Here is a 19552-nt window from a genome sequence, read left to right on the forward strand (position 1 = left end):
GGTCCTATTGAGAGAGTCTAGAATTGCGTTAATGCCCATAATGTTACACCCTAAGTAGCATGGCGCAAAATGCGACAAACCAAGGAGAAAAGCATGCAGCAAATGGTCTATATCGCCAGTCCGGAAAGCCAGCAGATTCACGTCTGGCAGTTGGCGTCTTCGGGGCAGCTCACGTTGTTACAGGTTGTCGATGCGCCGGGTCAGGTGCAGCCGATGGTGATAGCACCCAACAAACAGCATCTTTACGTTGGGGTACGCCCGACGTTCTCGGCCATCAGTTACCGTATCGATGCACAAGGTTTGCTGACGCAGGTTGGTTCTGCCTCGTTGCCGGGAAGTCCGACACATTTGTCCACTGACCGCCGAGGGCGTTTCCTGTTTAGCGCATCTTATAGCGGAGAAACGTTGAGCGTCAGCCCGATTGATGCCGAAGGCATTGTGGGGGAGCCGATTCAACAACTGGATGGGCTGTCAGGCTGCCACTCGAGCAATATCGACCCTCAAAACCGAGTGCTGTGGGCACCGTGTTTGAAAGAAGATCGCATTCGTTTGTATGACGTTTCTGCTGAGGGTGAGCTGTCCGTTGCGACGCAAGTGGACCTCCACGCGGTGGATGGTGCAGGCCCACGGCATATGGATTTTCACCCAAATCAGCGTTTTGCCTACTGTGTGAATGAGTTGAACAGTACGGTTGATGTGATTGAGTTGCACTCGGTAGCGGGCAAAGCGCGCACCGTGCAGTCGCTGGATGCCATGCCGCAGGGCTTTGCGGATACCCGCTGGGCTGCAGATATTCATTTGACGCCAGATGGTCGTTTCCTTTATTGCAGCGATCGTACTGCCAGCCTGTTAAGTATTTTCCAGGTGTCCGAAGATGGCAGTACCTTAACGCTGGTGGGACATCAACCAACGGAGACGCCACCGCGCGGTTTCAACATCGATCACCAGGGGGAGTTTGTGATTTCTGCTGGACAGAAGTCCCAGCACATTGAGGTGTATCGCATCGATCAGGAAAGCGGAAAGCTGCAACCACTGGCGCGCTATGCGGTAGGGCAGGGGCCGATGTGGGTGAGTGTGTTGGCGCTTGATTGAGTCGTGCAGGAATCGTGGCTTCATTGTTCGTCATCCCCGGCGAAGGCAGGGGACCTCTAGCAGAAGTAACGCGTTTCGTCTGTAAGAGATTCCCGCCTGCGCGGGAACGACGAGATTGAGATTTACTTTTTCTCTTCTTCTTCTTCTTCTTCTTCGTTAAGCACCTGACGCGCCCAACGCGGGTGGTGCTTACGCGCCCACTTGGCAGAAACTTTGCCTTCGATCATGCCCTTGATGGAACCACGTACCCAGAACGCCATGTACATATGAATCAGGATGGCGTGGATTAACACGATAGCTGCCGCCGCGTGAACCAGAATAGCGTAACGCACGATATCGATCGGGAACAGGTGGGCAAAGTAAGGCCGCCACATGATGATGCCGGTAATCAGCAACACCAGCGTCAACCCCATGATGCTCCAGAACATCATTTTCTGGCCCGGGTTGTATTTGCCCACATCTGCGACGTTATGTTCATTGCCTTTCAGAACCTCAACGATATGCAGGAACCAGGGAAGGTCACGGCGTTTCGGAATATTGTGGCTCACAAAACGGAAGAACATTGGCACCAGACAAATCACGATCAGAATACCGAAGAATGGGTGCATTATGCGTCCCATCTGCGGCGTACTAAAGGTTTGTGTCAGCCATTGCAGCGTTGGGAAAAACAGCGCAATCCCGGACAGCGCCACCAGGAAGAAGCTGATCACTACAATCCAGTGACAGATGCGGTCAACGAATTTAGTGCGCACAATCATTTTCTGCTTGCTCATTGCTTCTCCTCCTCGTCGTGGTCATGCTCCGTTTCTTCCGTGTTTGGTCCCACGCCAACATAGTGGAAAATCAAACCGGCAAAGGTAGCGACAAAGCCTAGCGTTGCCAGCGGTTTGAGGATGCCTTTCCACAAGTTGACCGGGGTAGAGATCTGCGGATTGTCGGGCAGATTGTTGTAGAGCGACGGTTTATCGGCATGGTGCAGCACGTACATGACGTGAGTACCGCCCACCCCTTCTGGATCGTACAGACCCGCGTTGTTATAACCGCGTTTTTTCAGATGCGTGATGCGCTCTTCCGCCAGCAGTTTCATCTCTTCCTTGGTTCCGAAATGAATGGCGCCGGTCGGACAGGTTTTCACACAGGCCGGTTCCTGACCCGTGCTAACGCGATCCACACACAGGGTGCATTTATACACCCTGTTATCGTCTTTATTGAGCCGCGGAACGTTGAACGGGCAGCCAGCGATACAGTAACCGCAGCCGATGCAGTGCTCGGACTGGAAGTCGACTATGCCGTTCGCATACTGAATGATGGCACCGGCAGACGGACACGTCTTCAAACAGCCCGGATCGCTACAGTGCATGCAGCCATCTTTACGGATCAGCCACTCCAGACGATCGGCGCTTTCCACTTCGGAAAAGCGCATCACCGTCCAGGATTTGGCGCTCAGATCCATCGGGTTATCATACACCCCGTGGTTATGGCCCACTTCGTCACGAATGTCGTTCCACTCGGAGCAGGCCGCCTGACAGGCTTTACAGCCAATACAGGTGGTGACGTCAATCAGTTTGGCCACTTCACTTTTATCGTTTCTCACGTGCGGTGGCGGTGTCAGGCTACTGGTAGCCGAACGTTGAATAATATCTTAAGATTGCATTGACATAGCGCGCTACCTTACACCTTTTCCACATTCACCAAAAACGCCTTGAACTCTGACGTTTGCGAGTTAGCGTCACCGACGCTGGGCGTGAGGGTATTTGCCAGGAAGCCTTTGCGCGTGGTGCCTTCAAAGCCCCAGTGACAAGGTATCCCGACGGTCTCAATCGCTTTGCCAGCGACGGTCAAGGTCTTGATACGTTTGGTGACCACCGCTTTGGCTTTGATGTAGCCGCGCTGACAGGAAACCTTCACCTCATCCCCCGCTTTGATCCCTTTGCTCTGCGCCAGGTTTTCGCCAATTTCCACAAACTGCTCGGGTTGGATAATGGCGTTAATGCGCACATGCTTGGTCCAGTGACGGAACAGCTCGGTAATGGAGTAGGTGGTAGCGACATAAGGGAAATCGCTCGCCTTGCCCATGGTTTTTGCATCGCGGGCAAACAGTCGCGCCGCCGGGCTGGATACCACGGACGGGTGCAACGGATTGGTGTCGAGCGGCGTTTCCACCGGTTCGTAGTGTTCCGGGAACGGGCCATCGACCAGTTTATCCACCGAGAAGAGACGCGCCACGCCTTCCGGCAACATGATAAACGGCATCGCGTCTTTGCCTGGCGGTACGGTAGCGGCGAAATCAGGCACATCGATGCCTTGCCATTTCTGGCCGTTCCACTCCAGCAGCTTGCGCTTGCTGTCCCACGGTTTTCCTTGCAGGTCAGCGGAGGCGCGGTTGTAAAGGATGCGGCGGTTTTGCGGCCAGTACCAGGCCCAGCCCGGCGTTGCCCCCAGCCCGGCATCGCTGTTGTCGCGGTTCGCCATCTGGTTGCCTTTTTCCGTCCAGCTACCGGCGTAAATCCAGCAGAAGCTGGACGTAGTGCCGTCGTCGCGCAACTGCGAGAAGTCTGCCAGTTGCTGGCCTTTTTTCAGGATCAGCGTGCCCTTGTCGTCATAAATATCCGCCAGCGCCATACCATTACTTTCGCGCGCAATTTCTTCCGGCGTTGGGTCTTCCGGGTCCTGATAGTTCCAGTTGATGTTCATCAACGGTTCAGGGCATACGCCGCCTTCTTCGCGATACAGTTCGCGCAGACGCATCAGCAGTTTGCCGAGGATCTTCCCGTCGTGCAGCGCCTCTGCCGCTGCCCAGTGCCATTGCAACCAACGGCCGGAGTTGGCGATGGAGCCGTTTTCTTCCGCGAAGCAACTGGAAGGCAAACGGAACACTTCAGTCTGGATGGAGGCGCTATCGACGTCGTTAAATTCGCCGTGGTTCTGCCAGAAGGTGGAGGTCTCGGTCGCAAGCGGATCGATAACTACCATGTACTTCAATTTGGAGAGCGCTTCCGTCGCTTTATTCTTGTTGGAGAACGCCGCCAGCGGGTTGAAGCCTTGCACGATATAGCCCTGAATATTGGAGTGGCCGCGCAGGGCGTTGACACCGCCACCGGCCATGCCGATATTGCCAAGCAGCAACTGGATCATGGCTGCGGCACGGATAATCTGTGCGCCGTTGGTGTGGTGTGTCCAACCCAGCGCGTACATGAAGGTCGCTGTTTTATCGGGAACGCTGGTTTCTGCCAGAGAGCGGCAGATCTCTTAGTAATGATGCGCTGGCGTACCGCACAGTGAAACAACCATTTCAGGCGTGTAGCGAGCAACATGCGCTTTCAGCAGGTTCCAAACACAGCGCGGGTGTGTCAGCGTCATATCGCGTTTGGCAAAGCCGTTGGCGTCCAGTTCGTAGTTCCAACTGGTCTTGTCGTACTGGCGAGCATCCGCATTATAACCGCTGAACAGGCCTTCATCGAACCAGAAGTCCTCACGTACGATCAGGCTGGCGCTGGTGTAAGACTTCACATATTCGTGATGAATTTTATCATGGGTGATCAGGTGGTTGATAATCCCCAGCAGGAACGCAGCATCGGAACCTGCCCGGATCGTGGCATAGAGGTCGGCTACGTCTGCGGAGCGGTTAAAGCGCGGGTCAACCACGATCAGTTTGGCGTCGTTATGGGTTTTCGCTTCGACCGCCCATTTAAAACCAACCGGGTGGGCTTCTGCGGCGTTACCGCCCATCACGATAATCAGGTTGGCGTTTTTGATATTTACCCAGTTATTGGTCATGGCACCGCGACCAAACGTGGGCGCGAGTGCGGCAACGGTCGGACCATGGCACAGGTGTGCCTGGCAGTCGATAGCGATCATACCCAGTGAGCGGGCAAATTTCTGATCGAGGATAGCGGTTTCATTGCTGGCGGCAGAAGAGCAGAGCATGCCGGTGGTCAACCAACGGTTAACTACAGTGCCCTTGGCGTTGACGCGTTCAAAGTTGGCATAACGGTCTGCCTTCATCAGGCGTGCAATACGATCAATGGCATCATCCCAGCTAATGCGCTGCCATTTGTCGGAGCCTGGCGCGCGATACTCGGGATGCTTCAAACGTCCTTCGCTGTGGATGTAGTCAACCAGCCCTGCGCCTTTCGGACACAGCGAGCCACGGCTTACCGGATGATCCGGATCCCCCTCGATATGGTAAACGGCCGGTTTAGCGTTTTTCTCGCCATCACCCAGGCTGTACATCAACACACCGCACCCGACGGAGCAGTAGGTGCAGTTGTTACGAGTTTCCTTGGCGCGCAGTAATTTGTACTGACGTACCGATGCCATTGCTTCCGTGGGGGCAAAGCCCAGTGCGGCGAGGGTGGTGCCAGCCATTCCCCCTGCACAAACTTTAAAGAAACCTCTTCGATTGATTTGCATTAGTTTCACTATGTGATTGTTTGTTTATTTTTTGTTGCAGGCAATTTAACAACACTCACGATAGGGGTTTTGCGCGAAATCAAAATTTAAGTATTTAAAACACCTTTTTACTCCTTTAAAGGTATGTTTTTATGGCGATATACAATTAATTATATAGCGTTTGGTTTCAGTTTTGTAATCTAATGGCTATTTTTTCGCTGCAAAAATAGCCAAAATGGCAAAAAAATCGCCGTACAAAAAAGATACAATTGATCAACAGGAAATAGGGGGGGATGCTACGTCTGTGAGATGTTTTACCGCAAATAAAGGGCGATAAAAAAGCCGCCCGAAGGCGGCTTGATGGATTATTTCACTTGCATTCCCGGCTGGGCGCCGCTATCCGGGCTGAGCAGGAAAATTTTCTTGCCGCCAGGGCCTGCGGCCATCACCATACCTTCCGACACGCCGAATCGCATTTTACGCGGGGCCAGGTTGGCGACCATGATGGTCAAACGGCCTTCCAGCGCTTTCGGATCGGGGTAAGCCGTGCGGATACCGGAGAAAATCTGGCGCGTTTCACCGCCGAGATCCAGCGTCAATCGCAGCAGCTTGCCAGAGCCCTCCACGAAATCAGCCTGTTTGATCAGCGCAATGCGCATATCCACTTTGGCAAAATCGTCAAAAGAGATGGTGTCCTGAATTGGATCGTCAGCCAGCGGACCGGTCACGACCTTCTTGGCACTCATGTCTTCTTTGGAAGCATCAACCATCGCATTGACCTTGTCGAGATCGATACGGTTGAACAATGCTTTGAACGCTTTCACGTCGTGACTCAGCAGCGGTTGTGCTACCGCATCCCATGTCAACGTAGTTTTGAGGAACGCTTCGGCGCGCTCTGCCAGCGACGGCAATACCGGTTTCAGGTAGGTCATCAGCACGCGGAACAGGTTGATGCCTATGGAGCAAATCGCCTGCAAATCCGCATCGCGGCCTTCTTCTTTTGCCACCACCCATGGGGCTTGTTCGTCCACATAGCGGTTGGCGATATCGGCCAGCGCCATGATCTCGCAGATAGCTTTGCCGGATTCTCGGTTGGCGTAGGCTTCGGCAATGCTGTCAGCAGCATTGGCAAAAGTGGCATAGAGCTCGCCATCGGCCAGGGTTTCCGCCAGTTTTCCGCCAAAACGCTTATTGATGAAACCGGCGTTACGCGACGCGAGGTTAACCACTTTGTTAACGATATCGGCATTCACGCGCTGCACGAAATCTTCCAGATTGAGGTCGATATCGTCAATGCGTGACGACAGCTTGGCCGCGTAGTAATAACGCAGGCAATCGGCATCCAGATGTTGCAGATAGGTCTCCGCCTTGATAAAGGTGCCGCGCGATTTGGACATCTTGGCACCGTTTACCGTCACATAGCCGTGCACAAACAGGTTGGTCGGCTTACGAAAACCGCTGCCTTCTAACATGGCAGGCCAGAACAGGCTATGGAAATAGACGATATCTTTACCGATGAAATGGTACAGCTCAGCACTGCTCTCTTTACGCCAGAACTCATCAAAATCGATATCACCGCGTTTGTCGCACAGGTTTTTAAACGACCCCATGTAACCGATCGGCGCATCCAGCCAGACGTAGAAATATTTGCCCGGGGCATCCGGCACTTCGAAACCGAAGTAGGGCGCATCGCGGGTGATATCCCACTGCTGCAGGCCGGCATCAAACCACTCTTGCATCTTGTTGGCGACCTGCTCCTGCAACGCACCGGAACGCGTCCAGGCTTGCAGCATTTCGCTGAATGCGGGCAAATCAAAGAAGAAGTGCTCCGACTCGCGCATCACCGGTGTCGCACCGGAAACCGCCGATTTCGGGTCGATCAGTTCCGTCGGGCTATAAGTCGCGCCGCACACTTCGCAGTTGTCACCATACTGATCGGCCGCTTTACATTTCGGGCAGGTGCCTTTGACGAAACGGTCCGGCAAGAACATGCCTTTTTCCGGATCGTAGAGCTGAGAAATGGTGCGGTTCTTGATAAAACCGTTCTCTTTCAAACGACGATAGATAAGACCTGACAACTCCCGGTTCTCTTCACTGTGGGTGGAGTGATAATTGTCGTAGCTAATCTGAAAGCCAGCGAAATCCCGCTGATGTTCCTGACTCACGTCCGCAATCATCTGCTCCGGTGCCACACCCATCTGCTGTGCTTTCAACATGATTGGCGTACCGTGGGCGTCATCCGCACAGATAAAGTGAACCTGGTGACCGCGCATTCGCTGATAACGGACCCAGATATCAGCCTGGATATGCTCCAGCATGTGGCCGAGGTGGATTGATCCGTTAGCATAGGGCAACGCGCAGGTTACCAATATTTTCTTAGCGACTTGAGTCATAGTGGGGAACTTACTTTCTTTCATGATGATGAGAGTGAATCACGATGTTAACCGATAGGCCCTTGTGGCGTAAACCGCTGTAAGCGGAAAACCCTGTAAAACACGGGCAACGCGGCGTTCTCGTTGCCCGGGGCGATTTTTTCACTGAGGTCAACGATCGGGGCGGGGCATTCTGTTATGCTATGGCTGTTTTTCCACAAAATAATGAGAATGATAAGGGGCCGGGATGAACGCAACAATCCCTGAGCAGACCCCCGATACGCTGAAGGCACTGGTGACTGGTGTCCTCTCCACGTTTAAGCACCCGACGCTGAAAAATAACCTGACGACGCTCAATGCCTTGCATCACTGTGCCTTGCTGGATGAGGTGCTGCGCATCGAACTGGTGATGCCATTTGCTTGGTTGAGTGGGTTGGACGTATTAAAAGAAACCGTCAGCCCAGAGTTGATGCGTTTAACCGGCGCCAAGGATGTGGAATGGTGCCTGACACACAGTATGCCACGCTGCGCCGTGTTAACAATCAGGCGGGTGTCAAAGGTGTTAAAAACATTATTGCCGTTAGCTCTGGCAAGGGGGCGTAGGGAAATCCAGCACCGCGGTGAACATGGCGTTGGCGCTGGCCGCAGAGGGAGCGTCGGTGGGTATTCTCGATGCCGACATCTATGGCCCTTCTATTCCAACCATTTTAGGCACTACCAGCGAGCGCCCGACCTCGCCGGATGGTCAGCACATGGCACCGATCATGGCTTATGGTCTGGCGACCAACTCTATCGGTTATCTGGTGACTGATGATAATGCGATGGTGTGGCGCGGCCAGATGGCGAGTAAAGCGCTGTTGCAACTGCTGCAAGATACGCTCTGGCCGGATCTCGATTATCTGGTATTAGATATGCCGCCGGGCACCGGGGATATCCAGTTGACGCTGGCGCAAAATGTGCCGGTGACGGGCGTAGTGGTGGTGACGACGCCGCAAGACATTGCGTTGGTGGATGCCATGAAGGGCATCACCATGTTCGAGAAAGTCAGCGTGTCGGTGTTGGGTATCGTCGAGAACATGAGCGTGCATATTTGCAGCCACTGTGGTCATCTGGAGCCGATTTTTGGCACCGGCGGCGCGCAGAAACTGGCGGAGAAATACAACTGTGCCTTGTTAGGGCAACTGCCGCTGCATATCTCTCTGCGTGAGGATCTCGATCGCGGTGAACCAACCGTTGCCAGCAAGCCAGACAGCGAGTTTACCTCACTGTATCGCGAACTGGCCGGGTAAGTGGCTGCACAGCTTTACTGGCAGGGTGAAGTCATTCCGACCGAGATTTAGTTTCGGGCGGTGTGACGGGCTACAGGAGTGGGGATGTGTGGCGTCCCCACTCTCTCTTTGTCATTCCAGCTTTTTCTTCATTATTCCCGCGCAGGCGGGAATCTCTGAGAGGCAAAACGCGTGCCTTCTGCTTGAAATTCCAAGCTTTCGCCGAGGATGACGGAGGAGACATTCAGAACAGGGTAAAGAATAAGTCATTCCACAAAAGGTTTGTCGCCTCGATCAAATTAACTTTCCACGCCCGCTTCCATTTTTTTAATTACTTCTCTCGCTGAATTGCCATGAGCATACTTTCAGTATGTTATTAATAAAAAGCTGATTTACATTGTATTGATGGGCAAATCCTCGTGTTTTCAGATTATTACGCTGCCAGATGCGTCGTATCAAATTGCTGGTGACACCGATATAAAGCGTGCCATTCGGTTTGTTGGTTAATATATAGACACTCGACGGCATTCTTATTCACCGGACATATTAAGAACTCCGTTGTAACTGATCTTCACCGTGACGCCTTTCGTTATCCTCGAATATAGCGACCGTGCTCACCTATCCTTTTGCAAACCAGAAATGACCATGAGTAGGGCTGGCGCTGTCTGCCTTAACTCCCTATAATTCGCTCGTTACTGTTTGTTTACCTGTTACTATGCCATTCGGCATTTCCCTAATTTATCAGGTCATTTATTGTCATGGCTGCGACGTCTCACCAGTGTGTCATCATCGGAATTGCAGGAGCATCCGCTTCTGGCAAAAGTCTTATTTCCAGTACGCTCTATCGAGAGTTGCGCGATCAGGTGGGGGATGAGCATATCGGTGTCATCCCGGAAGACAGTTATTATAAAGATCAAAGCCATCTGAGCATGGAAGAGCGGGTGAAAACCAACTACGACCACCCCAATGCCATGGACCATGACCTGCTGTTAACGCATCTGAAAATGCTCAAAGCCGGACAAGCGATTGAGTTGCCACAGTACAGTTACGTTGAGCATACCCGCAAGCAAGAGACGGTACGCTTGTTGCCGAAGAAAGTGATCATTCTGGAAAGTATCTTGTTACTGACGGAAGTCCGCCTGCGCGCTGAGCTGAATTTTTCTATTTTTGTCGATACCCCGCTGGATATCTGCTTGCTGCGCCGTATGCGCCGTGATGTGAACGAACGCGGTCGCTCCATGGACTCGGTCATGGAGCAGTATCAAAAAACGGTACGCCCAATGTTTTTGCAATTTATTGAACCGTCCAAGCAATATGCAGATATTATCGTGCCACGCGGCGGTAAAAACCGTATTGCGATTGATATTCTGAAAGCCAAAATCAGTCAGTTTTTTGAATAATTCACCGAAGACGGCGTAAACGAGAAAAGGGAACAACATGAGACTGTGCGATCGTGACATAGAAAGCTGGCTAGACGATGGACGTCTGGTTATCACCCCACGTCCTCCCGTTGAACGAATCAACGGTGCAACGCTGGATGTGCGGCTGGGCAATCAGTTTCGCGTTTTCAGCGGACACACTGCCGCATTTATCGATTTAAGCGGCCCAAAAGACGAAGTTAGCGCGGCGCTCGATCGCGTGATGAGAGATGAAATCAACTTGCCGGAAGGCGAAGCGTTTTTCCTGCATCCTGGCGAATTGGCGCTGGCGGTGACGTTGGAATCGGTTACATTGCCGGATAATTTGGTGGGCTGGCTCGACGGTCGCTCATCTTTGGCGCGCCTGGGATTAATGGTTCACGTTACTGCGCATCGCATCGATCCCGGCTGGCAGGGTAGAATTGTGCTGGAGTTCTATAATTCAGGTAAGCTACCGTTGGCATTACGTCCTGGCATGATTATCGGTGCATTGAGTTTTGAACCGCTCTCTGGCCCGGCCGCGCGCCCCTACAACCGTCGTGAAGATGCAAAATACAAAGATCAGCAGGGCGCTGTGGCGAGCCGAATCGATAAGGATTGATCGCCAGTGCATAATGCTGTTGCACTGATTGTTGGGAGAATAGCATGAAAAGAGTGTTGACGACGCTGGCGATTTTGCTTGTGGTGCTAGCTGTCGGTATGACGGCGCTGGTCATGCTGGTGAATCCCAACGATTTTCGCGCTTACATGGTAAGCCAGGTTGATGCCCGCAGCGGATACCGTTTGCAGTTGGAAGGGGATCTCCGCTGGCACGTTTGGCCGCAGCTCAGCATTCTTTCTGGCGGTATGTCGCTAACCGCACCGGGCGCGGCGGCACCAATTGTCAGTGCAGAAAACATGCGTCTGGATGTGAAACTCTGGCCGTTATTGTCACATCGTCTGGAAGTGAAGCAGGTGATGCTCAAAGGCGCGGTGGTGTGCTTAACGCCTGAAAGCGAAGCGCATCGCTCCAGCACCGCGCCCATTGCGCCAGCCGGTTCGTCAACGCCTGAAGAGACGCGCAATTGGCGACTTGCCATTAATCAGTTGAAAATCGTGGATAGCCTGTTGATTTTGCAGCGCGGTGACGACGAACAGCTTAACGTGCGCGATATCAACCTCACGTTGGAAGATAGTAGTGAGCGCCAACTGGCGCTGGAATTGACCAGCCGCATTAATCGCGATCAGCGCGACCTTGCCGTATCACTTCAGGCGAATCTCGATATGCAGCACTATCCGCAGCAAATCGACGCCAGCATCGAACAATTTCAATACCAACTTCAGGGCGCAGGTATTCCCGTTGGCGGCATTAGCGGCAGTGGTAGCCTCCAAGCCAGCTATCAACAAGCTGCTGGTGCTACTAAGCCAGAAAAAGTCACGATAAGTCAGTTCACGCTGGCGGCGAGTGACAGTCAACTGAGCGGGAATGCGACAGCAATCCTGAGTGATCACCCTGTATATACGCTGGACATAAACGCGGCGCGGCTAAACCTTGATGCGCTGCTGGGAAGTGCGCCAACGGCACAAACGCAAAACGCTTCGCCAGCCGCGATCAAGACCGTTACGCCGGTAGTCTCGACGGAGCGCGGGTTGAGTAAGGGCGATGCCTTATGGCAATCGTTCAGTGCGCAGTTGGCATTGCAGGTAGACACGCTTATCTACCGTGGCCTGACATTCAGCAAGGTAAACCTCAACGCCGTTAATCAGACTGGCGTACTGACTCTTTCCTCGTTGCAGAGCGAGCTTAACGGCGGGCGTATCGCACTGACCGGAAAAATGAATGCGAAGGCAACACCTAAAATCACTTTACAGCCTACTATTGAGGGTGTGAGCGTTGAGCCGCTGACAGTCGCGTTTGCGTTGCCGCAAACGGTAAGTGGCAAACTGTCGTTAAAGGGACAATTTAGTGGCGATACTTTCTCGCTGGATGCATTGATGCGTCAGTGGCGGGGTAACGCGACATTGAGTGTGGACAACCTGCGTTTTCAGGGCGTGAATATTCAGCAGATGATTCAGTTGGTGGTGGTGCGCAACAACAGCAATGTACAGGCGTTAGAGCGCTACGATCGTTATACCGACATTACGCGGTTGACCGGCAATGCCGATCTCAATGCAGGCAAACTGCGGGTAAGTGATATCACCGGTCAATCTGCGCTGCTGTCGCTCACCGGCACTAGCCAGTTTGATCTCCCGGCTCAACAATGTGACATGAATTTTAACGTGCGCATTACCGACGGCTGGCGTGGCAACGAGCAGTTAGTGGAGATTTTAAAATCTACCAGCGTACCTCTGCGTATTTATGGCCCGATCAATAACCTGAGCTATCAACTACAAGTCGATCAATTGCTGCGTAAACGCCTTCAGGATGAGATGAAAAAGCGGCTCAATGAGTGGGCAGACAAAAACCAGCAGAGCCAGACCGGCAAAGGGCTAAAACAGCTTCTCGACAAGCTTTGATTGCCTGTGTCGTGGTCTTAAGATCGAGGGCGATAAATAGGGGGACTCATTATTTCCGTCCCCCTTTGCCAATCAAGAACTCCATTCGTCATTGCCGCTCTTCACCCGTCATTTCCGCTGGCAGAGGTCCCTGACTTTTGCCGAGGACGGCAGAAATAGCTGCCAAGACAACAACGATCGCCAATGGTTTTTTTCTTTCAATACACCAATAGACAGTTTATTAACCTTATCTCTTTTACGGAAATAAACTTTACTTCTTTGATCTTTGCCATTTGTAGTTTTTCTACAAATCAGTAAACTTCCCTGCTTTTATCACGTTTTCTTATACCAGAGCGCTATTTGATGTCTGCCAGCCAGGCATTTGTTTACGTTCACTTTCTACAGAGAAACATTATGATCGAACTCCTTATAGGTGTTGTTGTGACGGTGCTGGTGGGCCGTTACATCATTAAAGGCTATTCCGCGACCGGCATTCTGATGGCTGGCGGGCTGCTGCTGATCAGAGTGCTGATGGGGAAAAGCGTACTGCCCGCCAGTGCGAAATCCACGTGGTGGGGCTTAACGGATATTGTTGAATACGTCAAAATTCTGCTGATGAGCCGCGACGGCTATCTGCGCCTCGCCGGCGGCATTGATCCTGTCGCCGACCTCTGGCGACGTGGTGCTGGCGGCACAGGCTTCGCAAATGAAGCTGGTGGATTTTGCCTTTAAGGTGACACTGACGATCTCCATTGCCGCCATTGTGTCTATGGCTATTGCCCGCTTTTTCTGGCAGCGCTATATCGACCGAAAAGAGAACATCAGCCACGAAATGGTCGAAGCGCAAAACATTGAAACCAATGCGCCGCGCCTGTACGCCATTTTGCCGTTCACGCCGATCATTGGTGTGCTGATTTTTGATGGCAAGTGGGGGCCAGAGCTGCACATTATCACCATTCTAGTGATCCGCATGCTGCTGGCTGCTATGTGTGAATTCCTGCGTTTCTTTAACGCCAAAACCATTTACGCTGGGCTGGATGTCGCTTATAAGGGCATGGCCGAGGCCTTCTCCAGCGTTGTGGTGCTGTTGGTTGCTGCCGGTGTGTTTGCACAGGGATTGAGCACCATCGGCTTTATCAGCGGTTTGATTGGGTTGGTGCAATCCTTTGGCAGCGGCGCTCCGCTTATCATGCTAGTGCTGGTAGTGATCACCATGTTGGCGGCAATGACCACCGGGTCGGGTAACGCACCGTTCTATGCGTTTGTCGAACTGATCCCTAAGCTGGCTTCACAGATGGGCATCAACCCAGCCTATCTGGCGATCCCGATGCTGCAAGCTTCTAACCTTGGTAGAACCATTTCTCCGGTGTCTGGCGTAGTGGTTGCGGTGGCAGGGATGGCGAAGGTTTTGCCGTTCGAAGTGGTAAAACGCACATCAGTGCCGGTATTGGTCGGGCTGATTGTGGTAGTGGTTGCTACGGAAATTTTGATCCCGGCATAAGATAAATGGGCATCCCTCACTGTGTATCGGTGGGGGATGCTTCACTTTTATACCTCATAATCCTGCTCAGGCATATGCTCCTGAGTGATTGCCACTTTAACAATACGGTGGCTCTCCATGCTTAATATCTTGAAGCGATAGCCGTCGATGGTGAGCTCATCGCCTTCTTGCGGCACCCGCTGCAAATATTCCATCATTAAACCGGCCAGTGTGTAATACTCGCGTTTTTCATCCAGGGTAAGAGGGATGTACATGGCGAGATCTTCCAGTGGCGTATAGCCGTTGGCAATCCAGCTCCCGTCTTCATTTTGCGTGATGTCGTGGCGCGCATCGACATCTTCTCCTTCGACCGGCAGATTTCCTGCGATGGTTTCCATGACATCGCTCAGCGTAACAATGCCTTCTACTGAACCAAATTCATCTACCACAAAAGCGAAGTGGGTTTTTGCCGTTCTGAACTGCTCTAGTGCCTGTAGCAAAGAGATCTGCTCAGGGAACACCAGCGGCTGGCGCACCAGCTTATGCAGATCGAGCTGTTCATGGCGCAACTGTTGTTGCAACAGGGAAGCCACGTGCACGATGCCAACCGGTTCATCCGAGGTAGGACTATCCATCACTACCAGTCGCGTGTGTGGGCTTTTCTCCAACAGCGCTGCCAGCGCATCTTGGGGAGACTGAAGCTCAACGGCGATGATATCGTGGCGGGATGTCATGATGCTGCTCGCGCTACGCTGTCCCATGCCGAGCACGCGTTCGATCATGCGCCGTTCCTGACGGTTGAACACAGCATTACCGCTTTGTGCGTTGTCGCCAATCAGGTCCGAGGTTTGGTTATTCAATTCCGCATCTTCATGCTCGCCGCGCAGGATTTTCAGGATCACATCGGCAGTACGCTGGCGCAGCGGCACATCAGAGGTGAGGAAACGGCGGCGGTTAAACTGAGCAACCTGGTTTAGCACCTCAATCAATACAGAGAAACCGATCGCTGCATAGAGGTAGCCTTTGGGAATATGGTAGCCAAAACCATCTGCAACCAGACTAAAGCCGATCATTAGTAGAAAGCTGAGGCAAAGAATGACGATAGTCGGGTGAGCGTTTACAAACCGGGTTAACGGCTTGCTGGCGAGCAGCATTAATCCAATGGCTATGGTGACGGCAGACATCATCACCAGCAGATGATCCGTCATGCCGACAGCAGTAATCACCGAATCAAGCGAAAAAATGGCATCCAGAATTACAATTTGTGTCACAATAGCCCAAAAGCGCGCTCTTTTACGTTGGCCATGCTGCTCCTGATCTTTGCCTTCTAACCGCTCATTGAGTTCTACCGTGGCCTTGAACAGCAGAAACAGCCCGCCAATCACCATAATGATATCGCGCGCGCTAAACGGCTGTTGAAACAGGGTGAAAAGCGGGGCGGTGAGGGAAACCAGCCAGGACATAGAGGCAAGCAGCACCAAGCGCATCAACAGCGCAAGTGACAGGCCCACAACGCGGGCGCGATCTCTGAGTTTTTCGGGGAGTTTTTCCGCCAGAATGGCAATAAAGACAAGGTTATCGATACCTAATACCAGTTCCAACACAACAAGCGTTGCCAAACCGGCCCAGATAGTGGGATCAGCGATCCACTCCATATAAATTTTTTCACCTTCATCAACCAGAACCGATATAGGGTAGCAGCGCAGCCCACATTGAACCAGCATTTGTGGGGACATTGCCCGCCAGACAACATTTTCATAAAATTATTGCAAACATAATTACTTTGTTTACAACTATTTAGCATTGTAGCTTGCTGATTTAAAATCGCTAACTTTCAAAAAACGGTATCTAGCCATGCGCAAGAGCGCTAGCATTTATAAGGAATTATTAAATAAAACCGTTTTGTTTAAAAAAACACTCAAACATAAAAAGACATGTGATTTCCTAAGGTTATTGCGGTTTTGTTGCGCGGGATAGGCCTAATCTGAAAATCTTTGTAAATCCACGAACTTCCTGTACCGAGTGAAATGTGCTCCATACTATAGTGGCGTGCGCGGCACTATAGAGTCTTTTTCTGAAAGTTTTGTGGTTTTTTTGCTTGACTAGCCCGTAACAATAAATAAGTACCCAGGAATCATAATGTGGTCCACGGACGGTATTCCGTATTTTAACAGCACGTTGGCGGCTATAAGCCAAGGGCGGTAGCGTGCCTGGTGCGAAGTAACTTCACGGTTGATGATGGTGCAAAAATGCAAGAAATTACGGTTATCTTTATAAGCGCTTTTATTGCGCTTTTTCTGGCAAGAAAAAGCGCAATAAAAGTAGGGTTAGTGGATAAACCGAACTCGCGCAAAAAAACACCGCGGGCATATTCCCTTGGTGGGGGGCGTTTCTATTTATCTCGCGCTCTGGATCCTCTATGCCCTTCACCCTGAATGGCTACCTGATTTCTCCCTCTATATGGTCTGCGTCAGCGCATTACTTTTCGTTGGCGTACTGGATGACCGCTTCGATCTCCCTGTTATGCCTCGTATTTTCCTGCAAGCGCTGGTTGCCAGCATCATGATGTATTCCGGGCTTCATCTTGCGAGCCTGGGTAACATTCTCTTCTGTTACGAACTGGTGCTGGGCTGGGCGGGCTACGCAGTAACGCTGCTCGCCGTCTGGGGAGCTATCAATGCTTTCAACATGGTCGATGGCATCGATGGCTTACTGGGCGCACTCTCTTGCGTCACCTTTGGTGCGCTGGCGGTGATGTTTTATCTGGATGGTGAGCATGAACTGGCGCAGTGGAGTTTGTGCCTGTTGGCTGCATCCATTCCTTATATTCTTCTCAATCTCGGTATCCCCTGGGGACAAAAATTTAAAGTCTTTATGGGCGGTGCTGGCAGCACCTTGATTGGCTTTACCGTTATCTGGTTGCTGATTGTCGCCACGGCAAGGGCATGACGCCGTAATACGCCCGGTTACTGCATTATGGTTTATCGCCGTGCCGCTGATGGATATGGTCACCATCATGACGCGCCGGATTCGCCGTGGCGACAGCCCCTTCAAACCTGACCGCGAGCATCTTCATCATATTTTACTGCGTGCGGGGCTGGGGCCGCGCCAAACCCTGTTAGCCATTGTTGGTGTGGCGTTTATCTTTGCGCTGGTAGGTATTATTGGCGAGCGTGCAGGAATCCGAGAGTCTGTTATGCTTGGCCTGTTTTTACTGGCATTCGTCGGATATTTCTGGTCAATTAGCCGGGTATGGCGTTTGCTGACGTGGGCTCGCCGCGGTAGTGATCAGTCCGAGAGTTTGCACAGTAAAGTGAACCAAACGCCACTGAACAAGTAAATTACCCGTTTTTACAGCCGTAACTCATGGAATCAATAGCACCCGAATTCTTTATGATAGAGGCAGAGGATCGGCGGCAACTTATAACTTATTAAAAGTGATGGCATAAACAGGATGATAGCTTACAAAAGAAAAGTGATACCCGTGATGGTATCTGTCGCGTTGCTGAGCGGTTGTACCATTTTTCCTGGTTCGCATTTGACGACTGGTGGCAAGGAAGTGATTAAACAACAGGATGCAGATTTCAACATCAGTAAACTGGTTAATGTTTACCCGATGACGCCCTACCTGATTGAGAAAATGCGGGCAAAACCGCTGGTAGCTCAAGCAAACTCAGCGCTGGATCGTGAACTGCAAAGCTACGAATATCATATGAGCGTCGGTGACGTGCTGATGATTACCGTATGGGATCACCCTGAATTGACCACCCCGGCAGGTACTTACCGTGCAGTAGCAGATACTGGCAACTGGGTCCATTCTGATGGTACTATCTTCTACCATTACATTGGTAAGGTGAAAGTAGCAGACAAAACGGTAACCCAAGTGCGTGATGAGATCATGGGTCGCCTGGCACAGTATATTGAATCTCCTCAGGTGGAGGTAAGCATTGCCGCATTCCGTTCTCAGAAAGTGTATGTTTCTGGTGAAGTGGTGACTTCTGGTCAGCAGGCCGTTACTAACGTACCGCTAACTATACTGGATGCCATCAATAAAGCCGGTGGGCTGACGGAAAACGCCGACTGGCGTAACGTGGTGTTAACCCATAACGGGCAGGAAAAACGCATTTCCCTCCAGGCGCTGATGCAAAACGGCGAACTGTTTCAGAACCAACTTCTATACCCTTGCGATATTCTTTATGTGCCGCGTAACGATGGCCTGAAGGTGTTTGTGATGGGGGAAGTGAAAAAGCAAAGCACGCTGAAAATGGACCGCAGCGGCATGACGCTCACTGAAGCGTTAGGCAATGCGGAAGGGATGGATCAGGCGATGTCTGATGCTACCGGTGTGTTTGTTATTCGTCCGCTGCGTGGTACTCAAGGCCCGAAACTGGCCGATATTTATCAGCTTAATACTGCAGATGCGACCGCACTGGCGATGGGCACTGAGTTTCAGTTACAGCCCTATGATGTGGTGTACGTAACTACCGCACCGATTGCGCGTTGGAACCGCGTTGTGTCACAACTGGTGCCGACCATCTCTGGCTTTAATGACCTGACCGAAAGCGCATTGCGTATTCGTACCTGGCCTTAATCGTTCACTTATACGCGAAAAACGTCATGTTTGATTCCATTTTAGTGGTATGCGTAGGCAACATCTGCCGCTCCCCGACCGGGGAGCGGTTGTTAAAACAGCTATTGCCGAGCAAAAGAATCGCTTCTGCGGGACTGGGGGCTCTGGTTGAGCATGCAGCAGATAAAACTGCCAGCTATGTAGCCAGTGCGCACGGCCTTTCATTGGAAGGGCACTCAGCCAAGCAACTCACCAAATCCCTATGTCGCGAATATGACCTGATTTTGGTGATGGAAAAAGGCCACATCGATGCCGTGGGGCGCATGGCCCCGGAAGTGCGTGGCAAGACCATGTTGTTTGGCCACTGGCTGAACCAGCAAGAAATTGCTGACCCTTATCGCAAAAGTCGCGAGGCTTTTGAATTTGTTTATTTGCAATTAGAGCAGTCGGCCCAAAAATGGGCGCAGGCTTTAAATCGATAATTT

At 51.9% G+C, this 19552-nt stretch carries 11 protein-coding genes and 4 pseudogenes; 9 read left to right on the forward strand and 6 right to left on the reverse strand.

The window, feature by feature from the left end:
* Positions 1–93: 93 nt before the first annotated feature.
* Positions 94–1092, forward strand: coding sequence for a 6-phosphogluconolactonase (gene pgl / locus JZM30_RS13245; RefSeq protein WP_252319268.1), 999 nt, complete (start codon positions 94–96; stop codon positions 1090–1092).
* Between the two features lie 122 nt (positions 1093–1214).
* On the opposite strand, the gene fdnI is transcribed toward pgl, so the two are convergent.
* The 4 genes and pseudogenes from fdnI to metG all read right to left on the reverse strand — a co-directional run bounded on the left by fdnI (position 1215) and on the right by metG (position 7877).
* A complete protein-coding gene (gene fdnI, locus JZM30_RS13250) occupies positions 1215–1865 on the reverse strand; it encodes a formate dehydrogenase-N subunit gamma (RefSeq protein WP_252319269.1) in 651 nt (216 codons plus the stop codon).
* Positions 1862–2731, reverse strand: a complete 870-nt coding sequence (gene fdxH / locus JZM30_RS13255; protein ID WP_252319668.1) for a formate dehydrogenase subunit beta — start codon at positions 2729–2731, stop codon at positions 1862–1864. Before fdxH ends, fdnI begins: the two co-directional genes overlap by 4 nt.
* Positions 2732–2763: 32 nt before the next feature.
* A pseudogene (locus tag JZM30_RS13260) lies at positions 2764–5505 on the reverse strand (molybdopterin-dependent oxidoreductase).
* A gap of 344 nt (positions 5506–5849) precedes the next feature.
* Entirely contained in the window at positions 5850–7877 is a 2028-nt protein-coding gene (gene metG, locus JZM30_RS13265) for a methionine--tRNA ligase (protein ID WP_252319274.1), read from the reverse strand.
* A 226-nt stretch (positions 7878–8103) separates the two neighbouring features.
* On the opposite strand from metG, the pseudogene apbC reads away from it, so the two are divergent.
* Positions 8104–9196: pseudogene (gene apbC, locus JZM30_RS13270) on the forward strand (iron-sulfur cluster carrier protein ApbC).
* Between the two features lie 255 nt (positions 9197–9451).
* On the opposite strand, the gene JZM30_RS13275 reads toward apbC, so the two are convergent.
* Positions 9452–9652 (reverse strand): GIY-YIG nuclease family protein, encoded by a 201-nt coding sequence (locus JZM30_RS13275; protein ID WP_252319275.1) that lies wholly within the window; start codon positions 9650–9652, stop codon positions 9452–9454.
* A 230-nt stretch (positions 9653–9882) separates the two neighbouring features.
* On the opposite strand from JZM30_RS13275, the gene udk reads away from it, so the two are divergent.
* The 4 genes and pseudogenes from udk to dcuC all read left to right on the forward strand — a co-directional run bounded on the left by udk (position 9883) and on the right by dcuC (position 14518).
* A complete protein-coding gene (gene udk / locus JZM30_RS13280) occupies positions 9883–10524 on the forward strand; it encodes a uridine kinase (RefSeq protein ID WP_252319277.1) in 642 nt (213 codons plus the stop codon).
* Between the two features lie 37 nt (positions 10525–10561).
* Complete coding sequence (gene dcd / locus JZM30_RS13285) at positions 10562–11143, forward strand: dCTP deaminase (protein ID WP_252319279.1); 582 nt, start codon at positions 10562–10564, stop codon at positions 11141–11143.
* 44 nt (positions 11144–11187) lie between these two features.
* On the forward strand, positions 11188–13038 hold the full coding sequence (asmA, locus tag JZM30_RS13290; protein WP_252319281.1) for an outer membrane assembly protein AsmA: 1851 nt from the start codon (positions 11188–11190) through the stop codon (positions 13036–13038).
* 393 nt (positions 13039–13431) lie between these two features.
* A pseudogene (dcuC, locus tag JZM30_RS13295) lies at positions 13432–14518 on the forward strand (C4-dicarboxylate transporter DcuC).
* 47 nt (positions 14519–14565) lie between these two features.
* On the opposite strand, the gene JZM30_RS13300 reads toward dcuC, so the two are convergent.
* Positions 14566–16152, reverse strand: coding sequence for a TerC family protein (locus JZM30_RS13300; RefSeq protein ID WP_252319283.1), 1587 nt, complete (start codon positions 16150–16152; stop codon positions 14566–14568).
* 594 nt (positions 16153–16746) lie between these two features.
* Between JZM30_RS13300 and wecA the strand changes: the two are divergent.
* The 3 genes and pseudogenes from wecA (at position 16747) to JZM30_RS13315 (ending at position 19549) form a co-directional block, all read left to right on the forward strand.
* Positions 16747–17837 (forward strand): annotated as a pseudogene (gene wecA / locus JZM30_RS13305) (UDP-N-acetylglucosamine--undecaprenyl-phosphate N-acetylglucosaminephosphotransferase).
* 114 nt (positions 17838–17951) lie between these two features.
* Positions 17952–19088 (forward strand): polysaccharide export protein, encoded by a 1137-nt coding sequence (locus tag JZM30_RS13310; RefSeq protein WP_252319285.1) that lies wholly within the window; start codon positions 17952–17954, stop codon positions 19086–19088.
* A 26-nt stretch (positions 19089–19114) separates the two neighbouring features.
* A complete protein-coding gene (locus tag JZM30_RS13315; protein ID WP_252319287.1) occupies positions 19115–19549 on the forward strand; it encodes an arsenate reductase/protein-tyrosine-phosphatase family protein in 435 nt (144 codons plus the stop codon).
* The last annotated feature ends 3 nt before the right edge of the window (positions 19550–19552 follow it).

The sequence above is a fragment of the Candidatus Symbiopectobacterium endolongispinus genome, assembly GCF_018777385.1.
In the GTDB taxonomy this organism is placed as follows: Bacteria; Pseudomonadota; Gammaproteobacteria; order Enterobacterales; family Enterobacteriaceae; genus Symbiopectobacterium; species Symbiopectobacterium endolongispinus.